The sequence below is a fragment of the Streptomyces sp. NPDC054796 genome, assembly GCF_053611545.1.
In genome coordinates, this window is the sequence record NZ_JBSHAO010000018.1 from 36,333 (window position 1) to 53,794 (window position 17,462).

At 71.6% G+C, this 17,462-nt stretch carries 15 protein-coding genes; 5 read left to right on the forward strand and 10 right to left on the reverse strand.

Annotated features, from left to right (window positions below; genetic code table 11):
* Positions 1-9 precede the first annotated feature (9 nt).
* The gene (locus tag ACWGJ2_RS17230) at positions 10-1,695 is read right to left on the reverse strand and encodes an urease subunit alpha (protein WP_453346928.1); all 1,686 of its coding nucleotides are present in this window, start codon (positions 1,693-1,695) and stop codon (positions 10-12) included.
* Positions 1,692-2,360, reverse strand: coding sequence for an urease subunit gamma (locus ACWGJ2_RS17235; RefSeq protein ID WP_453346929.1), 669 nt, complete (start codon positions 2,358-2,360; stop codon positions 1,692-1,694). Before ACWGJ2_RS17235 ends, ACWGJ2_RS17230 begins: the two co-directional genes overlap by 4 nt.
* Before the next feature lie 215 nt (positions 2,361-2,575).
* On the opposite strand from ACWGJ2_RS17235, the gene rox reads away from it, so the two are divergent.
* On the forward strand, positions 2,576-4,030 hold the full coding sequence (gene rox, locus ACWGJ2_RS17240) for a rifampin monooxygenase (protein ID WP_453346930.1): 1,455 nt from the start codon (positions 2,576-2,578) through the stop codon (positions 4,028-4,030).
* Positions 4,031-4,118: 88 nt separating this feature from the next.
* Here rox and ACWGJ2_RS17245 read toward each other — a convergent pair whose 3' ends face one another.
* From ACWGJ2_RS17245 to ACWGJ2_RS17270, 6 genes are all read right to left on the reverse strand, one after another.
* The gene (locus ACWGJ2_RS17245; protein WP_453346931.1) at positions 4,119-4,322 is read right to left on the reverse strand and encodes a cold-shock protein; all 204 of its coding nucleotides are present in this window, start codon (positions 4,320-4,322) and stop codon (positions 4,119-4,121) included.
* A 268-nt stretch (positions 4,323-4,590) separates the two neighbouring features.
* Positions 4,591-4,845, reverse strand: coding sequence for a twin-arginine translocase TatA/TatE family subunit (locus ACWGJ2_RS17250; RefSeq protein WP_453346932.1), 255 nt, complete (start codon positions 4,843-4,845; stop codon positions 4,591-4,593).
* 42 nt (positions 4,846-4,887) lie between these two features.
* The gene (locus ACWGJ2_RS17255) at positions 4,888-5,343 is read right to left on the reverse strand and encodes a tellurite resistance TerB family protein (protein ID WP_453346933.1); all 456 of its coding nucleotides are present in this window, start codon (positions 5,341-5,343) and stop codon (positions 4,888-4,890) included.
* Positions 5,344-5,482: 139 nt separating this feature from the next.
* A complete protein-coding gene (locus ACWGJ2_RS17260; protein WP_453346934.1) occupies positions 5,483-6,508 on the reverse strand; it encodes a sporulation protein in 1,026 nt (341 codons plus the stop codon).
* A gap of 128 nt (positions 6,509-6,636) precedes the next feature.
* Positions 6,637-8,031, reverse strand: coding sequence for an SLC13 family permease (locus ACWGJ2_RS17265; RefSeq protein ID WP_453346935.1), 1,395 nt, complete (start codon positions 8,029-8,031; stop codon positions 6,637-6,639).
* A gap of 230 nt (positions 8,032-8,261) precedes the next feature.
* On the reverse strand, positions 8,262-9,020 hold the full coding sequence (locus ACWGJ2_RS17270; RefSeq protein ID WP_453346936.1) for an IclR family transcriptional regulator: 759 nt from the start codon (positions 9,018-9,020) through the stop codon (positions 8,262-8,264).
* A gap of 98 nt (positions 9,021-9,118) precedes the next feature.
* Here ACWGJ2_RS17270 and ACWGJ2_RS17275 point away from each other — a divergent pair, with 98 nt between their 5' ends.
* Complete coding sequence (locus tag ACWGJ2_RS17275) at positions 9,119-10,285, forward strand: pyridoxal-phosphate-dependent aminotransferase family protein (protein WP_453346937.1); 1,167 nt, start codon at positions 9,119-9,121, stop codon at positions 10,283-10,285.
* Between the two features lie 87 nt (positions 10,286-10,372).
* Positions 10,373-13,444, forward strand: a complete 3,072-nt coding sequence (locus ACWGJ2_RS17280) for an FAD-binding and (Fe-S)-binding domain-containing protein (protein WP_453346938.1) — start codon at positions 10,373-10,375, stop codon at positions 13,442-13,444.
* 411 nt (positions 13,445-13,855) lie between these two features.
* Here the strand turns inward: ACWGJ2_RS17280 and ACWGJ2_RS17285 are convergent, their stop codons facing one another.
* Entirely contained in the window at positions 13,856-14,350 is a 495-nt protein-coding gene (locus ACWGJ2_RS17285; RefSeq protein ID WP_453346939.1) for a glucuronyl esterase domain-containing protein, read from the reverse strand.
* A gap of 2 nt (positions 14,351-14,352) precedes the next feature.
* Positions 14,353-15,126 carry a glucuronyl esterase domain-containing protein gene (locus ACWGJ2_RS17290; protein ID WP_453346940.1) on the reverse strand — a complete coding sequence of 258 codons (774 nt, stop codon included), beginning with the start codon at positions 15,124-15,126 and terminating at the stop codon, positions 14,353-14,355.
* A 355-nt stretch (positions 15,127-15,481) separates the two neighbouring features.
* Here ACWGJ2_RS17290 and ACWGJ2_RS17295 point away from each other — a divergent pair, with 355 nt between their 5' ends.
* Both ACWGJ2_RS17295 and ACWGJ2_RS17300 read left to right on the forward strand, forming a co-directional pair.
* Positions 15,482-16,354 carry an SAM-dependent methyltransferase gene (locus ACWGJ2_RS17295; RefSeq protein WP_453346941.1) on the forward strand — a complete coding sequence of 291 codons (873 nt, stop codon included), beginning with the start codon at positions 15,482-15,484 and terminating at the stop codon, positions 16,352-16,354.
* 77 nt (positions 16,355-16,431) lie between these two features.
* On the forward strand, positions 16,432-17,439 hold the full coding sequence (locus ACWGJ2_RS17300) for a 1-aminocyclopropane-1-carboxylate deaminase (protein ID WP_453346942.1): 1,008 nt from the start codon (positions 16,432-16,434) through the stop codon (positions 17,437-17,439).
* Positions 17,440-17,462 lie beyond the last annotated feature (23 nt).

The following is a 17,462-nucleotide window of genomic DNA, read 5'->3' on the forward strand; positions in this document are numbered from 1 at the left end:
CAGGGACCGTCAGGCCAGGTGGTGAAGCTGTGCCAGGGGCACCTCGCGCACGGCGTCGGTCGCGGTCGGCACACCGTCGACGAGGACGGGCCCCGGATCGCGCGGCACCTCGACCCGGGGCGTGGCCGTGTTGTGCGCCATGTCCGTACGGGAGAGGCCGCGCGACCCGCGTACGGGCGCGTAGCGCAGCCCCTCGGGGAGCGCGGCGCGCGCTGCCGGGTCCGCCAGCGCCTCGGCAGCGACGAAGACCCGGGACAGCCGGGAGGCCGCGTCGCCGAGGGCACCGTAGTAGGGACGGTAGGCGCGGGGCTGGGTGAGCCGGGTGGAGCCGGAGCCCGAGCCCGTGTTGCCCCAGGCCACGAAGCCGCTCTTGAGGACCAGTTCGGGCTTGGTGCCGAACCAGGCCGGGTGCCACAGCACGATGTCGGCGAGCCGTCCCGGCCGCACCGTACCCACCTCGTGGGCGAGCCCGTGTGCCACGGCGGGATTCAGCGTGATCTTCGCGAGGTAGCGCAACACGCGCGCGTTCGCGGGGTGTTCGACGCCGCCCTCGCCGGTGCGCAGCGCCTGCACATGGGCGAGCTGCCAGGTGCGGCGCACCGTCTCGGCGATCCGGCCCATGCCCATGGAGTCGGAGTTGACGATGCTGATGGCGCCGAGGTCGTGCAGGGAGTTCTCGGCGGCGATGGCGTGCGCGCGGATGCGCCCGCGCGAGACGGCGACGTCGCTCTCGCTGTGGTGGTTCTGCCGGTGGACGGTCATCGTCATCGGGAACAGCTCGTCCACGGTGTTGACGGTGTACGGCACGGTCGGGGTCGTGGACGAGGGCAGTATGTGCGGCTCGGAGAGGATCTCCAGGAGGTCGGGGTGCCCGCCGCCGCCCTCCACGTGGTAGGCGTGCACGGTGCGGCCCCTCGTCGCGCCGACGGTGTCACGCAGATAGCCCGACTCGTTCATCGAGTCGGTGTGCAGCGCGACGGGCAGGTCGGCGTGCTCGGCCGCGCCCAGGCAGGTGTCCACGATGCGCGGGGTGGCACCGAAGTCCTCATGGATCTTGAATCCGCCGGCGCCCGCCAGCACGGCCTCGTCGAGCAGCGCCCGCGAGCTGGACGAACCGCGCGCCAGGAACGCCACGTTGAGCGGGGTGCCGCGCCAGGCGCTCATCAGGGTGTGGAGGTTGTGGGCCGGGTTGCAGCCGATCTCCCACATCCCGCCGAGCCCCATCCCGACCACCGTCGTCACCCCGGAGGCGAGCGCGGCGGGCGCGATCTCGGGCGAGGACAGGTGCACATGGCTGTCGACGATGCCGGGGGTGGCGATCAGGCCCTCGCCCGGCACCATCGAGGTGTGCGAGTCGACGGCGTACTCGACGGCCATCACGTCCGGGTTGCCGACGCCGCCCACGGCCACGACGCGGCCGTCCTTCACCCCGATGTCGGTCTTGCGCACGCCGAGTACGGGGTCCATGAGGACCACGCTGGAGATGACGAGGTCGAGCGCCGAGGCGCGGTCGGACCGGGGGGATGCGAGCAGCCCGTCGCGCACGGTCTTGCCGCAGCCGCCCAGCAGTTCGTCGCCCGGCGTCCCGTCGTCCGTCTCGACCTCCACCCACAGGCTGGTGTCGCCGAGCCTGACGCGGTCGCCCGTGGTGGGCCCGTAGAGCGCGTTGTACGTGCGGCGTTCGATCCGGTTCACGCGCTCCCCTCCGGCTTCCCGTCCGGCTCACACACCGACTGTCCGCCCGCCTGCCCGTCCCGGCGCCGCAGCCCCGCGTCCTCGTGACGGGCCGTCACCAGGGGGACCTCGCGGGACTCTCCCGGCGCGAAGACGAGCGCCGTGCCGGCGGCGATGTCCAGGCGCATGCCGGCTGCCGCCGCCCTGTCGAACTCCAGCGCCGCGTTGGCCTCCGCCAGCGGATAGTGCGAGGAGACGTAGACGGCGCGCTCCCCCGTGTTGCGCACAGTGAGGGCCAGCGTGCGCCTGCCCTCGTTGACGCGTACCGGCTCCGGTGCGGTGCGCACGGCGCCGGGGACCGGGGTGCCCGGGGTGTCCGGCGCCGAGGCGATGGGCGCGTCGACGGCCACGAGCGCGGTGCCGCTGGGGAACAGCGCCTCCACCTGCACGGTGGGCACCATCGCGGGCACCCCCTCCATGACGTCGGCCTCGGTGAGCACCGCGCGCCCGGCCGCGATCACCTCGGCCATGCTCAGCCCGTCCCAGGCGGCCTCCAGCACCTCGTCGCAGATGAGCGCGATGGCCTCGGGCGCGTTGAGGCGCCTGCCGCGGGCCCGGCGTCTGCGGGCCAGCTCGGCGACCGTGAACAACTGGAGCCGCTCGGTCTCGCGCGGTGTCAGATGCAACTGTCGGAACCTCCTTGGGCGACCGCCGTGGCAGGCCCCCGGAGACAGCAAAAGGCAAGGAGCGCACCGGCTCCTTGCCACTCTCAACGTATAGCGCACGGGGGGCCTTGCGGCAAGGCCCCGGTCGTACCGCAGAATCATCGCCCGAGGCCAGGACCAGCGGAAATATCGGATTCGCGACGGTCGCCTCGCCCACTCACCTGATGAGGATGCGGATGTTTGACGTGATCGTGGCCGGCGGCGGGCCGACCGGCATGATGCTGGCCGGTGAGCTGCGGCTGCACGGCGTGCGGGTGGTCGTGCTGGAGAGGGAGCCGGAGCCGACGGGGCAGTCCCGCGCGCTGGGCCTGCATGTGCGCAGCGTCGAGGTGATGGACCAGCGCGGTCTGCTGGAGCGGTTCCTCCCGCTCGGCCAGCGGTTCGCGACGGGCGGCTTCTTCGCGGGCATCGACAGGCCGTGGCCCGAGCGGCTGGACACCGCGCACTCGTACGTCCTCGCCGTCCCGCAGAGCACCACCGAGCGCCTGCTGACGGAGCGCGCCGTCGAGCTGGGCGCCGAGGTCCGGCGCGGCTGCGCGCTGGTGGGGCTGAGCCAGGACGAGAAGGGGGTGACGGCCGAGCTGGCGGACGGCACGAAGCTGCGCGCGCGGCACCTCGTCGGCTGCGACGGGGGACGCAGCACGGTGCGCAAGCTGCTGGGCGTCGGCTTCCCCGGCGAGCCCGCCAGGACCGAGACGCTGCTGGGCGAGGTGGAGGTGGCCGTGCCGCCGGAGACACTGGCCGCCGTGGTGTCGGAGGTCCGCAGGACGCAGGTGCGGTTCGGCACCATGCCCCTCGGCGACGGGGTGTACCGGCTCATCGTGCCCGCCGAGGGCGTCAGCGGAGAGGGCGCGGCCGGGGAGCGGGCGGTTCCGCCGACCCTGGAGGAGCTGAAGCAGCGTGTGCGGGAGATCGCCGGGACCGACTTCGGCGCGCACTCACCGCGCTGGCTCTCCCGCTTCGGCGACGCCACCCGGCAGGCCGAGCGCTACCGCGTGGGCCGGGTACTGCTGGCGGGTGACGCCGCACACATCCACCCGCCGACCGGCGGACAGGGGCTCAACCTCGGCATCCAGGACGCGTTCAACCTCGGCTGGAAACTCGCCGCCGAGATCAACGGCTGGGCACCGGAGGGACTGCTGGACAGCTATCACGCCGAACGCCACCCGGTGGCCGCCGCCGTGCTGGACAACACCCGCGCACAGACCGAGCTGCTCTCCCCCGAGCCCGGCCCCAGCGCGGTGCGCCGACTGGTGACGGAGCTGATGGGCTTTGAAGAGGTGAACCGTCATCTGATCGAGAAGATCACCGCGATCGGGATCCGCTACGACCTCGGCGAGGGCCACGCACTCCTCGGCCGACGCCTGCGCGATGTGGAACTCAAGCGGGGACGCCTCTACGGGCTCATGCACGGTGGTCGCGGACTGTTGCTGGACCAGACCGGCAGCCTCTCGGCCGACGGCTGGACCGACCGCGTCGACCACATCGTCGACGTCAGCGAAGAACTGGACGCACCCGCCGTGCTGCTGCGCCCCGACGGCCATGTGGCGTGGGTCGGCGACGACGGTGGTGACGGCCAGGCCGAGCTGCGCGGCGAGCTGGAAAAGTGGTTCGGCGCGCCCATCGGCTGAATCCGTGCGCGGCCTTTTCTCCGTAAAACGCGAGCGAGGCCCGCACCCCGAGGGGTGCGGGCCTCACCGCATAAGGCGCGTCCCGAAATCAGGCGGGGACGATGTTCTCGGCCTGCGGGCCCTTCTGGCCCTGCGTGACGTCGAAGCTGACCTTCTGGCCCTCGTGCAGCTCACGGAAGCCGGAGGCGGCGATGTTCGAGTAGTGGGCGAAGACGTCGGCGCCGCCACCCTCCTGCTCGATGAAGCCGAAGCCCTTTTCCGAGTTGAACCACTTCACAGTGCCAGTAGCCATAAAAATCTCCTCTAAGAAGGGTCAGTGTGGAATACCGCACCTCGCGGAATTCCAGTCGCCGCTATGACCCTGTCCGGCGAACCGGACCTCACAAAAAATGCGCCTGAAAGGGTTACATCCCGTCAGGCGCACACTAAGTTTCATGGGTACCAAAACTGCAACTGAAACCAACCTAGCACACATCTCGGCCGTGCAACGGCCCCGCCGGAGAATTTCTTTTCCGGCGGGGCCGTGGCGGCCGTGGCCTGCCCCTCGCACGCGGGGACGGTCAGGGCTTGCCGCCCTCGCGCCGCGTGATCACGTCGTCGGGCGTGACCTCGACCGTGCGCCTGTCGGCCGCCTCCGCACCGGGCCCCTTGCCCGGTCCCTTGTCCTGCCCCTTGTCCCCCTTCATGGCCCGGACCTCGCTCTTGAGGATGCGGGCCGACTTCCCCGCCGAGCGGGCCAGCTCGGGCAGCTTCTTGGCGCCGAACACCAGGACGGCGACGATGATGAGGATGGCGACTTCGCCGATTCCGAACACGGACTTCCCTTCAGGGGCGGGTGACGGGCGGGGTGGCGCGGGTCAGACGTCGAACTCCGCGGGCGGCACCTCCAGGGTGAAGCATGCCTCGCGCACGACCGCGCGCTCCGTCGCGTCGAAGTCGCCGTCGGCGCCGCCGATGACGATGCCGATCTGGATGACCGCGCGGGCCTCGGTCGGCTTCTTCTTCACCTTGGCGATCTCCTGAAGGATGCTGACCTTGCCGAAGTCGAAGTCCGCGACGAGCTTGTCCAGATAGCCGTCGAAGCGCTTCTGGAGGTCGTCGGCGGAGAAGTTCTGGAGCACGTCGTTGGCGGCGATGAGCTGGGCGACCCTCGTGCGCTCCGCGGGGTCGATGCTCCCGTCGGCCGCCGCGACCAGGGCGCACATGGCCATGCTCGCGTCCCGGAATCCCCCGCTCTTCAGCTCGTTCTTCTTCGCGTCGAGCTGGGTCTGCATCGTCTGCGCCGACTCCTTGATGCGATCCCACAGGGCCATGAGCACTCCATCTACGAGGGGCGGGCCCGGACCGGCCGGGGTGCCGGGCCCGCCATTTTTCTACACCTGTGTAGAAGTTAACAGGTCGCGTGGGCGCGGGGTTCCGATCAGGCCGACTCCCCGCTCAGCGATCAGGTGCTCAGCCCTCGTCCTCACCTTCCTCGTCCTCGTCCTCGAAGGCGTCGCCGATCTCGTCGACGACCTCGGCCGCGACCAGACCGCCCGCCACGCCGACGGCCAGCCCCGCCGCGCCCGCGGCGACCGCCGTCCCCACGCCGGGCCCCGAGCGCTGATGCCCGCCCTCGTGCCCGCCGTGTCCACCGTGCGCGCCGTGCGCATCGTGCCCGCCGTGGTACGGGGCCGCGTGACCGTCGCCGTACGCGTGCCCGTCGCCACGTGACTCGACGAGGCGCCGCACCCACGCGTCGGCCTCGGCGTTCCAGTCGGTGCCGTCGGCGTCCTCGTGCGTGACGGTGACACGCTGGAGCGCGTCGTGGCCCCCGGAGAAGAGGCCGCCGCGCTTGTCGGCCTCCAGGACGACCTCCATGCCGCCGGGGGCGGCGAGGAAGGTGACCTCGATCTCGTTCACGGCGTGGGCGAGGTGCGCCGGCGGGGACAGCTCGATCTCCTGGTAGAAGGGGAGCCGCTGGCCTGTGCCGTTGATGTGGCCCGTCTCCAGGTCGGCGGAGACGAAGCCGAAGCCCAGCTCGCCGAACGCGCCCAGGATCCGTTCCTGGACGGGCAGCGGGCCGACCGTCAGCGGATCGAGGTCGCCCTTGTCCTTCGCGCCCGCGACGGACACCTCGGTCCGCACGCCGAGGACCACACCCAGCGGCTGACCGTGCAGCTCGGTCACCGGCGTCTCCCACGGAAGAGTGACCGAGAAGCGCTCTTCGCGCCGCTCGCCCTCGGCCAGCCGGAAGCCGCCGCCGACCGTGAAGCGCTCGAAGACGAGGGCGCCGTCGTGCTCGCCGTCCGGGCCCTCGGTCTCGACGCGGGCGACGAGTTCGAGGGTGATCGCCTCGATCTCGGCGTCGCTCTGCCCGCCCTCCAGATGGACGCGTCCCGTCAGCGGACCGCCGGGCCGCACCGCTCCCCCGTCCAGCACCGTATCGACGGACGGGCCGCCCACGCCGAGGGCTCCGAGCAGCTTCTTGAACACCATCGTGGCGTTCTCTCCTTACCGTTCGCTCTGTGACTACGTGCCGGGCGGATCTGCCCGGCTGGGGAGAACAAAACCCAAGCGAAGATCAAGAGCGAAGCTTTTCGGTCACCTCCTCGCCCCCTCGCCCCCTACAGCGGGAGCACGAACACCCCCCAGCTCAGCACCGGAGCGACGACGGCCATGGACATGCCCCAGGCCATGAGGCGCCGGAAGACGGTCTGCCGCTGCTCCTGCGGTGCGTTGGCGACGACGAGGGCGCCGCTGGTGGAGAACGGCGAGGAGTCCACGACCGAGGACGAGAGCGCCAGGGCGATGACCATGCCGAGGGTGCTGACGTGTCCGTCGTGGAGGAAGGGGACGGCGAGCGGGATGAGGGCGCCGAGGATGCCCGTCGTGGAGGCGAAGGCGGAGACGACGGCTCCGATGAGGCAGATGAGCAGGGCGCCCAGCAGCGGCGCGTTGATGCCCGCGACACCGTCGCCGAGCCACTCGATCGTGCCCATGCGTTCCATGAGGCTGACGAAGGTGACGATGCCGCACACCAGCAGCACCGTGGTCCACGCGCACTGGTCCAGGGCGCCCTTCGCGGAGGCGGGCGCGACGAGGGCGAGCACGGCCGAGACGGACAGCGCCATCATCCCGACGTCGAGGTCGAAGAGGACGGACCCGGCGATCACGCAGGCCAGGCCCACCAGCGTCAGCACGCGCACGGGGTCCAGGGTGACGTCGGCGCCGCTGTCCGGTCCGGCGCGCGAAGCCCGTGGCTCGACCGCCACGGCCGCGCCACCACCACCGCCACCACCGCCCGGACCGCCAACCGGCCCGCCCGCGCCGCCCGCCCCCTCGGTGCCGGACACGCCGTCGCCCGCCGGCTTTCCCTCCCCGTCGGCGGAATGTCCTTCGACGGGAATGCGGCGCCCCACGAGTTCCTTTCCGCCGAAGAGGAAGAACACCGCGACGCACAGCAGAGCGTTGAAGAGGAACGTGCACAGAAAGAGCACGGGCGGATTCACCGGAAGGTCGTTCCGGGAGACGACGCCGTTCGTGATGGTGCCGTAGACGCTGATCGGCGAGAACCCCCCGGCGGCGGCCCCGTTGATGACGAGAAGACCCATCATCAGCGGATTGATGCGGTGCCGCAGCGCGAATCCGAGAGCCACGGGCGCGATGATGCCGACGGCCGCGGGGACGACGGCTCCCGACGCCGTGAGCAGCGCGGTGATGACGAACATCACCCAGGGGATCAGGGCGATCCGGCCGCCGACGGCACGGATGGTGGCGTGCAGCAGCCAGTCGACCGTGCCGTTGTTCTTGGCGAGCGCGAAGAGGTAGGTCACCCCGACCAGAACGACGAAGAGGTCTCCGGGAAAACCCCCGAAAATATCGTCGGCGGATTCTCCGGCGACGGCCGTTCCGATGACGAATGCCGCGACGAGAGCGAGCACTCCCATATGCGCGGAGAAGACCGTCGCGAGGAGAAAGACGAGCACCAGGGCAGCGATGGCTATGAGGTGTTCCGACACAGTGCTCCCTCACCTTCGGTGGAAGGACGTGAGCTGCGGTCGTGACATCACGCGGGAAAGGGCGGAGCCGGGTCACGCGCACATCCGGATGTGCCATGGCGGAATCCGGCTTCCGCTCCGGGCGAGTGTGGAAGCACCGTTGGGCTTCGTCAAGGGGGCTGACAATCGACCGCCGGCGGCCCGCGCGCCCGAACCCAACGCCCCCGCGAGGGACATTTCATGACGAGCCGTCAGCTCTCGACGTGGCCCAGCACGCCGCTGAGCTGCCGCGCCGCGTCCCGCACCCGTGGGCCGTGCGCGGAGCGCGCCTCGGGCGTCATCCGGCTCGCGGGGACGTTGACGCTCAGGCTCGCGACGGGCGCTCCCGACGCGTCCCGCACCGGCGCCGCGACAGCGCACACGTCGGCGCGCCACTCGCCCCGGTTGTCGGACCAGCCGCGCTCGCGGACGGCCGCCAGTTCGTCCAGCAGCCCTGAGCGGCTGGTGATGGTGGTGCCGGTGTAGCCGGGCAGTTCGGACAGTGCCGCGTCCAGGAGCTGCCCGGCCCGCTCGGCGGGCAGCGCCGCGAGATACGCCTTGCCGTTGGCGGAGGCGTGCAGCGGCAGCCGGGTACCCAGGGGGAGCACGATGCGTACGGGCTGCGCGGTCTCCAGCCGCTCCACCAGCACCGCCGCGTCCCCCTCCGGCACGGTCAGGTGGACGGTCTCGCCCGTGTCGCGCCGCAGTTGCTCCATCACGGGCACGGCCGCGTCCCTGAGCCCCAGGTCACCGGTGGCGCGGCGGCCCACGTAGAGCGCCCTGCCGGTGATCACCCAGCGGGTGCCCGCGCCGTCGGCCGGGCGTATCCATCCGGCCTCGTGGAGGGTGTGCAGGGTGCGCTGGAGCGTGCTCTTGGGCAGGTCCATGGCCCGCGCCAGCTCGCCGACGCCGATGGGCTGCCGGGTCGCGATCTCCTCCAGCGCCCGGAGCGCGTTCAGTACGTTCCGCATCGTTGACTCCTTCCGAGCGCTGCTTCTACGCTCACTCGTGCCATCTCAAGAAACGCTGTGCCGTCTGACGGCACAATAGACGACGGGAGTTGGCCCACGTGAGTGTTCGCCCTGGACGTCACTTCCTCCAGATACCCGGACCGACGAACGTCCCCGACCCGGTGCTGCGCGCCATGGCCGCACCGACCATCGACCACCGAGGACCCGAGTTCGCCGAGCTGACGCACCGTCTCCTCGACGCGCTCAAACCCGTGTTCGGCACCTCGGGCCCGGTGCTGATCTATCCGTCATCCGGCACCGGCGCCTGGGAGGCCGCGCTGGTGAACACCCTGTCGCCGGGCGACCGGGTGCTGTGCTTCGAGACGGGGCACTTCTCGACGCTGTGGCAATCCATGGCAGAGCAACTCGGCCTGGACCCCGAGACCGTCCCCGGCGACTGGCGCCACGGCGCGTCCCCCGAAGAGGCCGCTGCCCGCCTCGCCGCCGACACCGAGCACCGCATCAAGGCCGTGTGCGTGGTCCACAACGAGACGTCCACGGGCGTGACCAGCAGGATCCCCGAGATCCGGCGCGCACTCGACGAAGCCGGACACCCCGCGCTGCTGCTCGTGGACACGGTGTCCTCGCTGGGCTCCATCGACTACCGGCACGAGGAGTGGGGCGTCGACGTCACCGTCGCGGGCTCGCAGAAGGGCCTGATGCTGCCGCCGGGGCTGGGCTTCAACGCCGTGAGCGACAAGGCGCTGGAGGCATCGCGCACCGCGCGCTCGCCGCGCGCCTACTGGGACTGGCGGCCGGTTCTTGAGGCCAACGAGCGGGGCTTCTTCCCGTACACCCCGGCCACGAATCTGCTCTACGGGCTGGAAGAGGCCCTGCGGCTGCTGGCGGCGGAAGGGCTGCCCGCCGTGTTCGCGCGGCATCAGCGGCTGGCCGCGGCGACCCGTGCCGCGGTGCGGGGCTGGGGGCTCGACGTGGTGTGCGCCGACGAGCGCGAGCACTCCGCGACCCTGACCGGGGTCCTGCTGCCGCCCGAGCACGACGCGGACGCGGTGCGCAAGGTGGTGCTGGAGCGGTTCGACATGTCGCTCGGCACGGGGCTCGGCAAGCTCGCGGGGCGCGTCTTCCGCATCGGCCACCTCGGGCAGCTCGGCGAACTCGCCCTCGCGGGCACCTTGTCGGGGGTCCAGATGGGGCTGCGGCTCGCGGGGGTGCCGGTCGCCTCCGGCGGTCTCGAAGCGGCCCTCGACGTCCTCGGCGAGCGCTGAGCCTCCCCGCCCCCGTAGTGCCCAGGCGCCGAACCGCGCCGAACCGCGCCGTCCCCGTCGCGTGCCCCGAGACCCTGGAGCGGATCCTTGACCACGCACACCCCCCGTACCGGCACGGCCCCGCGCCCCACCCCCGCCGACGCCGACGCCGACGCCGCCCGCGAGGAGACCCGGCGGGCCCTCGACGCCACGCTGAGCCGCGAACTCGACGGCGACACCGCCTTCGACGACGTGACACGAGCTCTGTTCTCCCGCGACGCCAGCATGTACGCGATCACCCCGCTCGGGGTGGTCTTCCCCCGGCATACCGGTGACATCACGGCCGCCGTGCGCGCGGCGGCCGAGCACGGTGTGCCCGTGCTGCCGCGCGGCGCCGGCACCAGCCTCGCCGGGCAGACCGTGGGTCCGGGGCTCGTACTGGACTTGTCGCGGCACATGCGGCGCGTGCTGGACATCGACCCCGAGGCGCGGACCGCGCACGTCGAGGCGGGCGTCGTGCAGGACCAGCTCAACCGGGAGGCGGCCGCGCACGGGCTGATGTTCGGCCCCGACACCTCCACCAGCAACCGGGCCACGCTGGGCGGGATGATCGGCAACAACTCGGCGGGCAGCGGCTCCGTGCGCTACGGCATGACCATCGACCACGTCCGCGCCCTGGACGTCGTCCTCTCCGACGGCACCCCTGCCCACCTCGCCCCGCTCGACGAGACCACCCGCGCGCGACGGGCCTCCGCAGCCACCCTGGAGGGCCGCATCCACCGCGAACTGCCCGCCATCGCGGCCACGTTCGCCGACGCCATCGCCACGGGCTTCCCCGCACACACCCGTCGCGCCTGCGGCTACCGGCTCGACCGGCTCCCCGCGCCGGGCCAGGACGGTGTGCCCTTCGACCCCGCCAAGTTCGTCGTCGGCTCCGAGGGCACCCTCGTGACGGTGGCGAGCGCGCTGGTCGGCCTGGTGCCCCGGCCGAGCCGTACGGTCATCGCCGTCGGCCACTTCACCTCGGTGCCCGCCGCCATCGCCGCGACCGAGGACGCGCTCGCCTGCGACCCCTCGGCCGTCGAGCTGATGGACCGTACGATCCTCGAACTCTCCCGGCAGCGCCTGGAGTACGCCTCGCTCGGCACCATCCTCACCGGCGACCCCGGCGCGCTGCTGTTCGTCAGCTTCACCGGGGGCAACGAGGACGAGCGGGAGCTGACGGGGAAGCTGGAGCGGCTCACCGCGCTGTGGCGGCGGCACGGGCACGGCTACCACACGCTCAAGGCCGTCACGCCCGCCGAGCAGTCCGCGCTGCTGAAGGTGCGCAAGTCCAGCCTGGGGCTGCTGATGGCGGCCAGCGAGGGCACACGGCGCCCGCTGGCCTTCGTCGAGGACACGGCCGTCGCTCCGGCCGACCTCGCCGCGTACACCGAGCGGTTCAAGGGCGTGCTGGACCGGCACGGCCTGGAGGCGGGCTTCTACGGGCACTGCTCGGTGGGCTGTCTGCACATCCGCCCGTTCGTGGACGTCGCGGACCCGGGCCAGGTGGAGACGATGCGCGCTGTCGCCGAGGAGGTCAAGGAACTGGTCGCGGAGTTCGGCGGGGTGAACTCCAGCGAGCACGGCGACGGGCTCGCCCGCAGCGAGTTCAACCGGGAGATCTTCGGGCCCGAGCTGTACGAGGCGATGCGCCAGGTCAAGCGGGTCTTCGACCCGGAGGACCGGATGAACCCCGGCAAGATCGTGGACGCGCCCGCGATGACGGAGCATCTGCGGGACGCCACGCTGAGGCCCCCGGCACCGCTCCGCACCCACCTGGACTTCGAGGTGATCGGGCCGGGAGGCACACCCAGGGACGGCGGGAACGGCGGCGACGGCGGGGGTGCCATGCGCGCGGCGGCCGACCGGTGCATGAACATCGGGCTGTGCCGCAAGACGGACGCGGGCGTCATGTGCCCCTCCTACATGGCCACCCGCAACGAGGAGGACTCCACCCGTGGCCGCGCGGGCGCCCTCGTCCAGGCGCTGTCCTCGCCCGACCCGCACGCGGCGCTGGGCGGCGACCGGCTGCACGAGGTGCTGGACCTGTGCCTGATGTGCAAGGCGTGCGCCAGCGAGTGCCCGCTCGGTGTCGATATGGCGACGCTGAAGGCCGAGGCCCTCGCGCACCGGCACGAGGAGCGCGGGGTGCCGCTGCGCTCCCGGGTCTTCGGCGCGATCCGACGGCTCAACCGCATGGGCTCGGCCACGGCGCCGGTCGCCAACCTGCTGTCGGGGCTGCGCCCCCTGCGGCTCCTCGCCGACCGCACCGTGGGCGTGACCGCGCGGCGCCCACTGCCCCGCTTCGTCCGGCGCAACCTGGTCCGCTGGTTCCGCACCCGTCGGCGTACGGACGGCGCGGGCACGGCTCCGTCCCCGGCGCGCGTGAGCCAGGGCACGCTGGTCTTCCTCGCCGACTCCTTCACCTCCTACACCGAGCCGGGCGTCGGCCGCGCCGCGATCGAGCTGCTGGAGCGCGCGGGCTGGGACGTACGGCTGGAGTCCGGCGGCTGCTGCGGGCGCGCGGCGCTCTCGAAGGGGCTGCTGGAGGACGCGAAGAGCGCGGCGCGCGGCCTCGCGCGCGCCGTCTCCTCGGCCGCGCCGCCCGGCTCGCCCGTCACCGGGTGCGAGCCGTCCTGCCTGATGACGCTCAAGGACGAGCATGTGCGGCTGCTTCCCGAGGAGGCCACCGTGCGGGACCTGGCCGGACGGGTGCGGCAGGCGGAGGAGCTGATCCTGGAGGCCGTCGACGACGGCAGGCTGCGGCTGAGCGAGGACGCCTGGCCCTCGGGGCGCGAGCTGCTCTACCACGGCCACTGCCACCAGAAGGCGGAGGTCGGCACGGCCGCGACGGTCGCCCTGCTGCGGCGCATCCCCGGCGCGCGGGTGCGGGAGCTGGACGCGGGCTGCTGCGGTATGGCCGGTTCCTTCGGCTACGAGGCGGAGCACTACGAGCTGTCCATGACCGTCGGCGAGGACCGGCTGTTCCCCGCGGTGAAGGCGGCGGACGCGGAGACGGTCGTCGTCGCGACCGGCACGTCCTGCCGCCAGCAGATCGCCCACGGCACCGGGCGCGGTGCGATACACCCGCTGGAGGCCGTACGGGCCGCGCTCGCGCCGGAGCACACGGAAGGATGAGGTGAGGCGCGGGGCGACCGAACACACTGCCGTACGGTGAAACCCCCTGGCCACGGGTGTCCCGCTCTCCTGGGCGCCGTTTGCTCAGGTCATGGACAACGCACCGGCCCGTTCTCGCGACGAGCAACCTCTCCACATCCCTGAACAGCACTTCGCCCAGTTGACCGACGCGTACTGGCTCGATTCGCCCATCTACGGGATCCAGGCGCGCGGTTGGGCCCGTCAAGGCCGCTCCGCCTGGCGTCCTCCGGACAGGGGAAGGCAGAACATGGCAGATGACGGCTCAGCGGCGTCCGCCTAGGCTTTCCCCAGGCTTCCGACGGGCGGTCCGGGCGGGTACGGGACCCGGGCGGGGCCCGCCCTGGGACCACCCGGGGCCCGCCCGGGCCGCCAAGAGTGAGCAGGAACCGCCTAATCGGTGAGTACCGGAGTCTGCCAGTTCCGCCATTCGGACAGGTTGCCGGACTTCTTGCCCGAGACCCTGAACACGCCGGGGTCGTTGCCCGTCTTCCGCAGGAACTTCTGGATGTGCTGCTGGAGCGGGGTCCGCCACTCGGATCTGGAAGCGCAGTGGTTGCCGTCCTGGACATCGGACCAGTAGGAGATGTTGCTCCCCGCGCCGAGCGCCTTGTAGACCTCCGCTGCGCCCAGTGCCGCCACACTCCCCGACTTCGCGCCCAGCCAGTCGATGTGCGGGTTCTCCATGACGAACAGCCCGCGCGGCGCGACCATGGCCGCGATCTGGTGCGTGTCGACCGGCAGCGTGGCCGGGTTGCCCGTGAACGAGCCGAACGCGTCGCCCAGCCATGGCTGTTCCGAGTAGGCGCTGCTGAGCGGCTGCGCGCCGCTCTCCCCCGCGACCCCGCGGAGGATGGGAGCGCCCGCCGTACCCGACTCGATCGGCATGGTCAGGGCGATATCCGCTGGTCGAAAGCACCGGCCGTGAAGGCGCCCTTCCCGTAGCGCGAGCAGCCCGTGACGCCCATCGCGTCCGCCTGGAGGATGCTGCCGTTCGACTGCTCGATGGCATCGATGATCCGGCTCACTCCCCAGGCCCAGGCCATGAGCAGCCCGGTGGGACTCGATGAACCGTAGAGGCTGTAGAAGGCGCCCTGCTTGTTGCCGCGTGGCGTGCCCTCCCGGCCGACCGCGAGTGGGTCGAAGGTGATGACGGCGGCACCGGACGCCTTGATGGTGGCGGTGTCCGCGCCGAACCCGCCCAGGACGACGACGGCAGGGAACGGGCCCGAGCCGCTCGGCAGTTGAACCCCCGCCGAGAAGCCGGCGTTCCTGCCCTGGTCCGACACGTTCACCGTGATGCTGGAGTTCGAGACCGAACCCGTGACGCTCGCGGGCTTCGTGTGCTTCTCGCCGTAGATATAGCGCTCCGCCAGTTTCTTGATCTCCGCCCGTCGGCACCGCCAGTCGGACTTGGCGGAGACGCGCGTCCCGTCGATCTTCGTGAAGGGGTCGGGGAGCCGTGAGTTGGACGTCAGGGAGCCCGGCTCTGGCACGACGCAGTCGGCACCGTCGTCCTCCCCGGCAGGGGCGAGGTGCGTCGCGGCGGCACCGGGGCTTCCGGCGGCACCTGCCTGCGTGCTGAGGGTGGTGGCGCTCAGGCTCGCCACGGCCACGAAGACCGCGGCTGCCCACGCCCGGGGCCGATGTCGGTGAATGCGCATGTGGGGACCTCCATAGGAAGACGCGCATCGACGGCAATGGCCCCCTGCCGAGGGTGGAGTCATGTACGCGCCGGTGCACGCCAGACGGTGGGAAGTGCGCCGGACTACGACGTGAGGTATGCCTCTCCCGCTGTCCACCGTGGCCCGGCACGGGCCAGGACGGTTTGGGAGCGCTCCCACTGTAGGAGCGTGCCCACCGGGCGGCAATGCCCGGAACCCGGGCCTCCGCGAGTTGGCCGCTTTTCTCCCCCGCCCACCCGGCGCACCGCGTTTGCCGACTCGTTCCTGAGGCAGTTGCTGAGCACGACTGATCAGCGTCGGAGTGAGCGGTCAAGATCATTACGGAGGGTCTGGGATGTCCGAGGAACCGAGCGAAGAGATCGACACGACCCATGCGCATTCCGCCCGGGTCTACGACTTCGTCCTGGGCGGAAAGGACAACTACCCGGTCGACGAGGATGCCGCGCGGGCCCTGGTGCGGGCGTGGCCCCGGCTGCCGGTGAGCATGCGGATCAACCGGGCGACCATGCACCGGATGGTGCGGTGGCTGGCGGCGGAGGCGGGCGTCCGCCAGTTCCTCGACATCGGGACCGGAATACCCACCTCACCCAACCCGCACGAGATCGCGCAGTCCGTGGACCCGACGTCGCGAGTGGTGTACGTGGACAACGATCCGATCGTGCTCGCACGGGCCCGCGCGCTGCTGACCAGCACACCGGAGGGCCGGACGGCCTACCTCGACGCCGACATGCGGAACCCTTCGGCGGTGCTGGAATCGGAGGAGCTACGGGCCACGCTGGACCTGTCACGGCCGGTCGGCGTCACGGTCATCGCCATGCTCCAGTTCGTGGAGGACGCGGCCTCTCTGCTGGCCGGACTCGTGCGCGGGCTGCCCGCCGGCAGCTATGTGGCGCTCACGACCGCGACGGCCGACATCACGCCGGACGAGGTCACGGCGATGGCGGAGGAGTACACCCGCCGCGGCACCCCGATGTTCCTGCGGAGCCGGGACGAGGTGGCCCGGCTCATGACCGGGGCGGGGCTCACTCTGCTGGAGCCGGGGGTGGTGCCCATGCACCGGTGGCACCCGGAGATGGGCGCTGCCATCGTCAAGGGACGGCCGGACTCCCGGCCGGACTCCCGGCCGGACTCCTCGGACGAGCCCGCCATCGCCGATACGGACGTGAACATGTACGCGGCGATGGGATGGATCCCCCAGCACCAGTGAGCGTCCGCGTTGTGAAAGCTGGAGCTGGAGGCGGCGCCCTCGCCGTCGCTGCCGTCATCGAGAAAGAGGAGGCCCCTATGTCCTTGGACGACTTCGACCGCTACCCCCTGCTGTTCGGGCCCAGTCCGGTGCATCCGCTGGACCGGCTCAGCGGCCATCTCGGCGGGGCGCGGATCTGGGCCAAGCGGGAGGACTGCAACAGCGGCCTGGCGTTCGGGGGCAACAAGACCCGCAAGCTGGAGTATCTGGTGCCCGACGCGCTGCGGCAGGGCGCCGACACGCTCGTCAGCATCGGCGGGGTGCAGTCCAACCACACCCGTCAGGTCGCCGCCGTCGCCGCCAAGCTGGGCCTGAAGGCCGTGCTCGTCCAGGAGAGCTGGGTGGACTGGCCCGACCCCGTCAACGACAAGGTCGGCAACATCCTGCTCTCGCGGATCATGGGCGCCAGGGTGGAGCTGGTGCGGGCGGGCTTCGGTATCGGCTTCAAGGAGAGTTGGAACCGGGCCCTGGAGGACGTACGAGCGGCGGGCGGCACCCCGTACGCCATTCCCGCCGGGGCCTCGGACCACCCGCTGGGCGGGCTCGGCTTCGCTCGCTGGGCCGAGGAAGTGCGCGCGCAGGAGAGGGAGTTGGGCGTCTTCTTCGACACCGTCGTGGTCTGCGGCGTCACCGGCAGCACCCTCGCTGGGATGATCGCGGGCTTCGCCGCGCAGGAGCGGCCCCGTCGCGTCCTGGGCATCGACGCCTCGGCGAAGGCGGCGGAGACCCGCGCCCAGGTCGAGAAGATCGCCCGTGGGACGGCCGAACGGATCGGCCTGGGACGGGAGTTGCGGGACGAGGAGATCGTCCTGCTGGAGGGGTGGGCCGGGGACCGCTACGGCGTTCCCGTCGCCTCCACCCTCGACGCCATCCGGCTCACGGGCAGCCTGGAGGGCGTGATCCTGGACCCGGTGTACGAGGGCAAGTCCATGGCGGGGCTCATCGACCTCGTACGCGACGGTGACATCCCCCGGGACTCCCAGGTTCTCTACGCGCATCTGGGCGGCCAGCCCGCGCTCAACGCCTACAGCGGCGCCTTCGACTGACGGACAGTCAGGACACGGGCCGG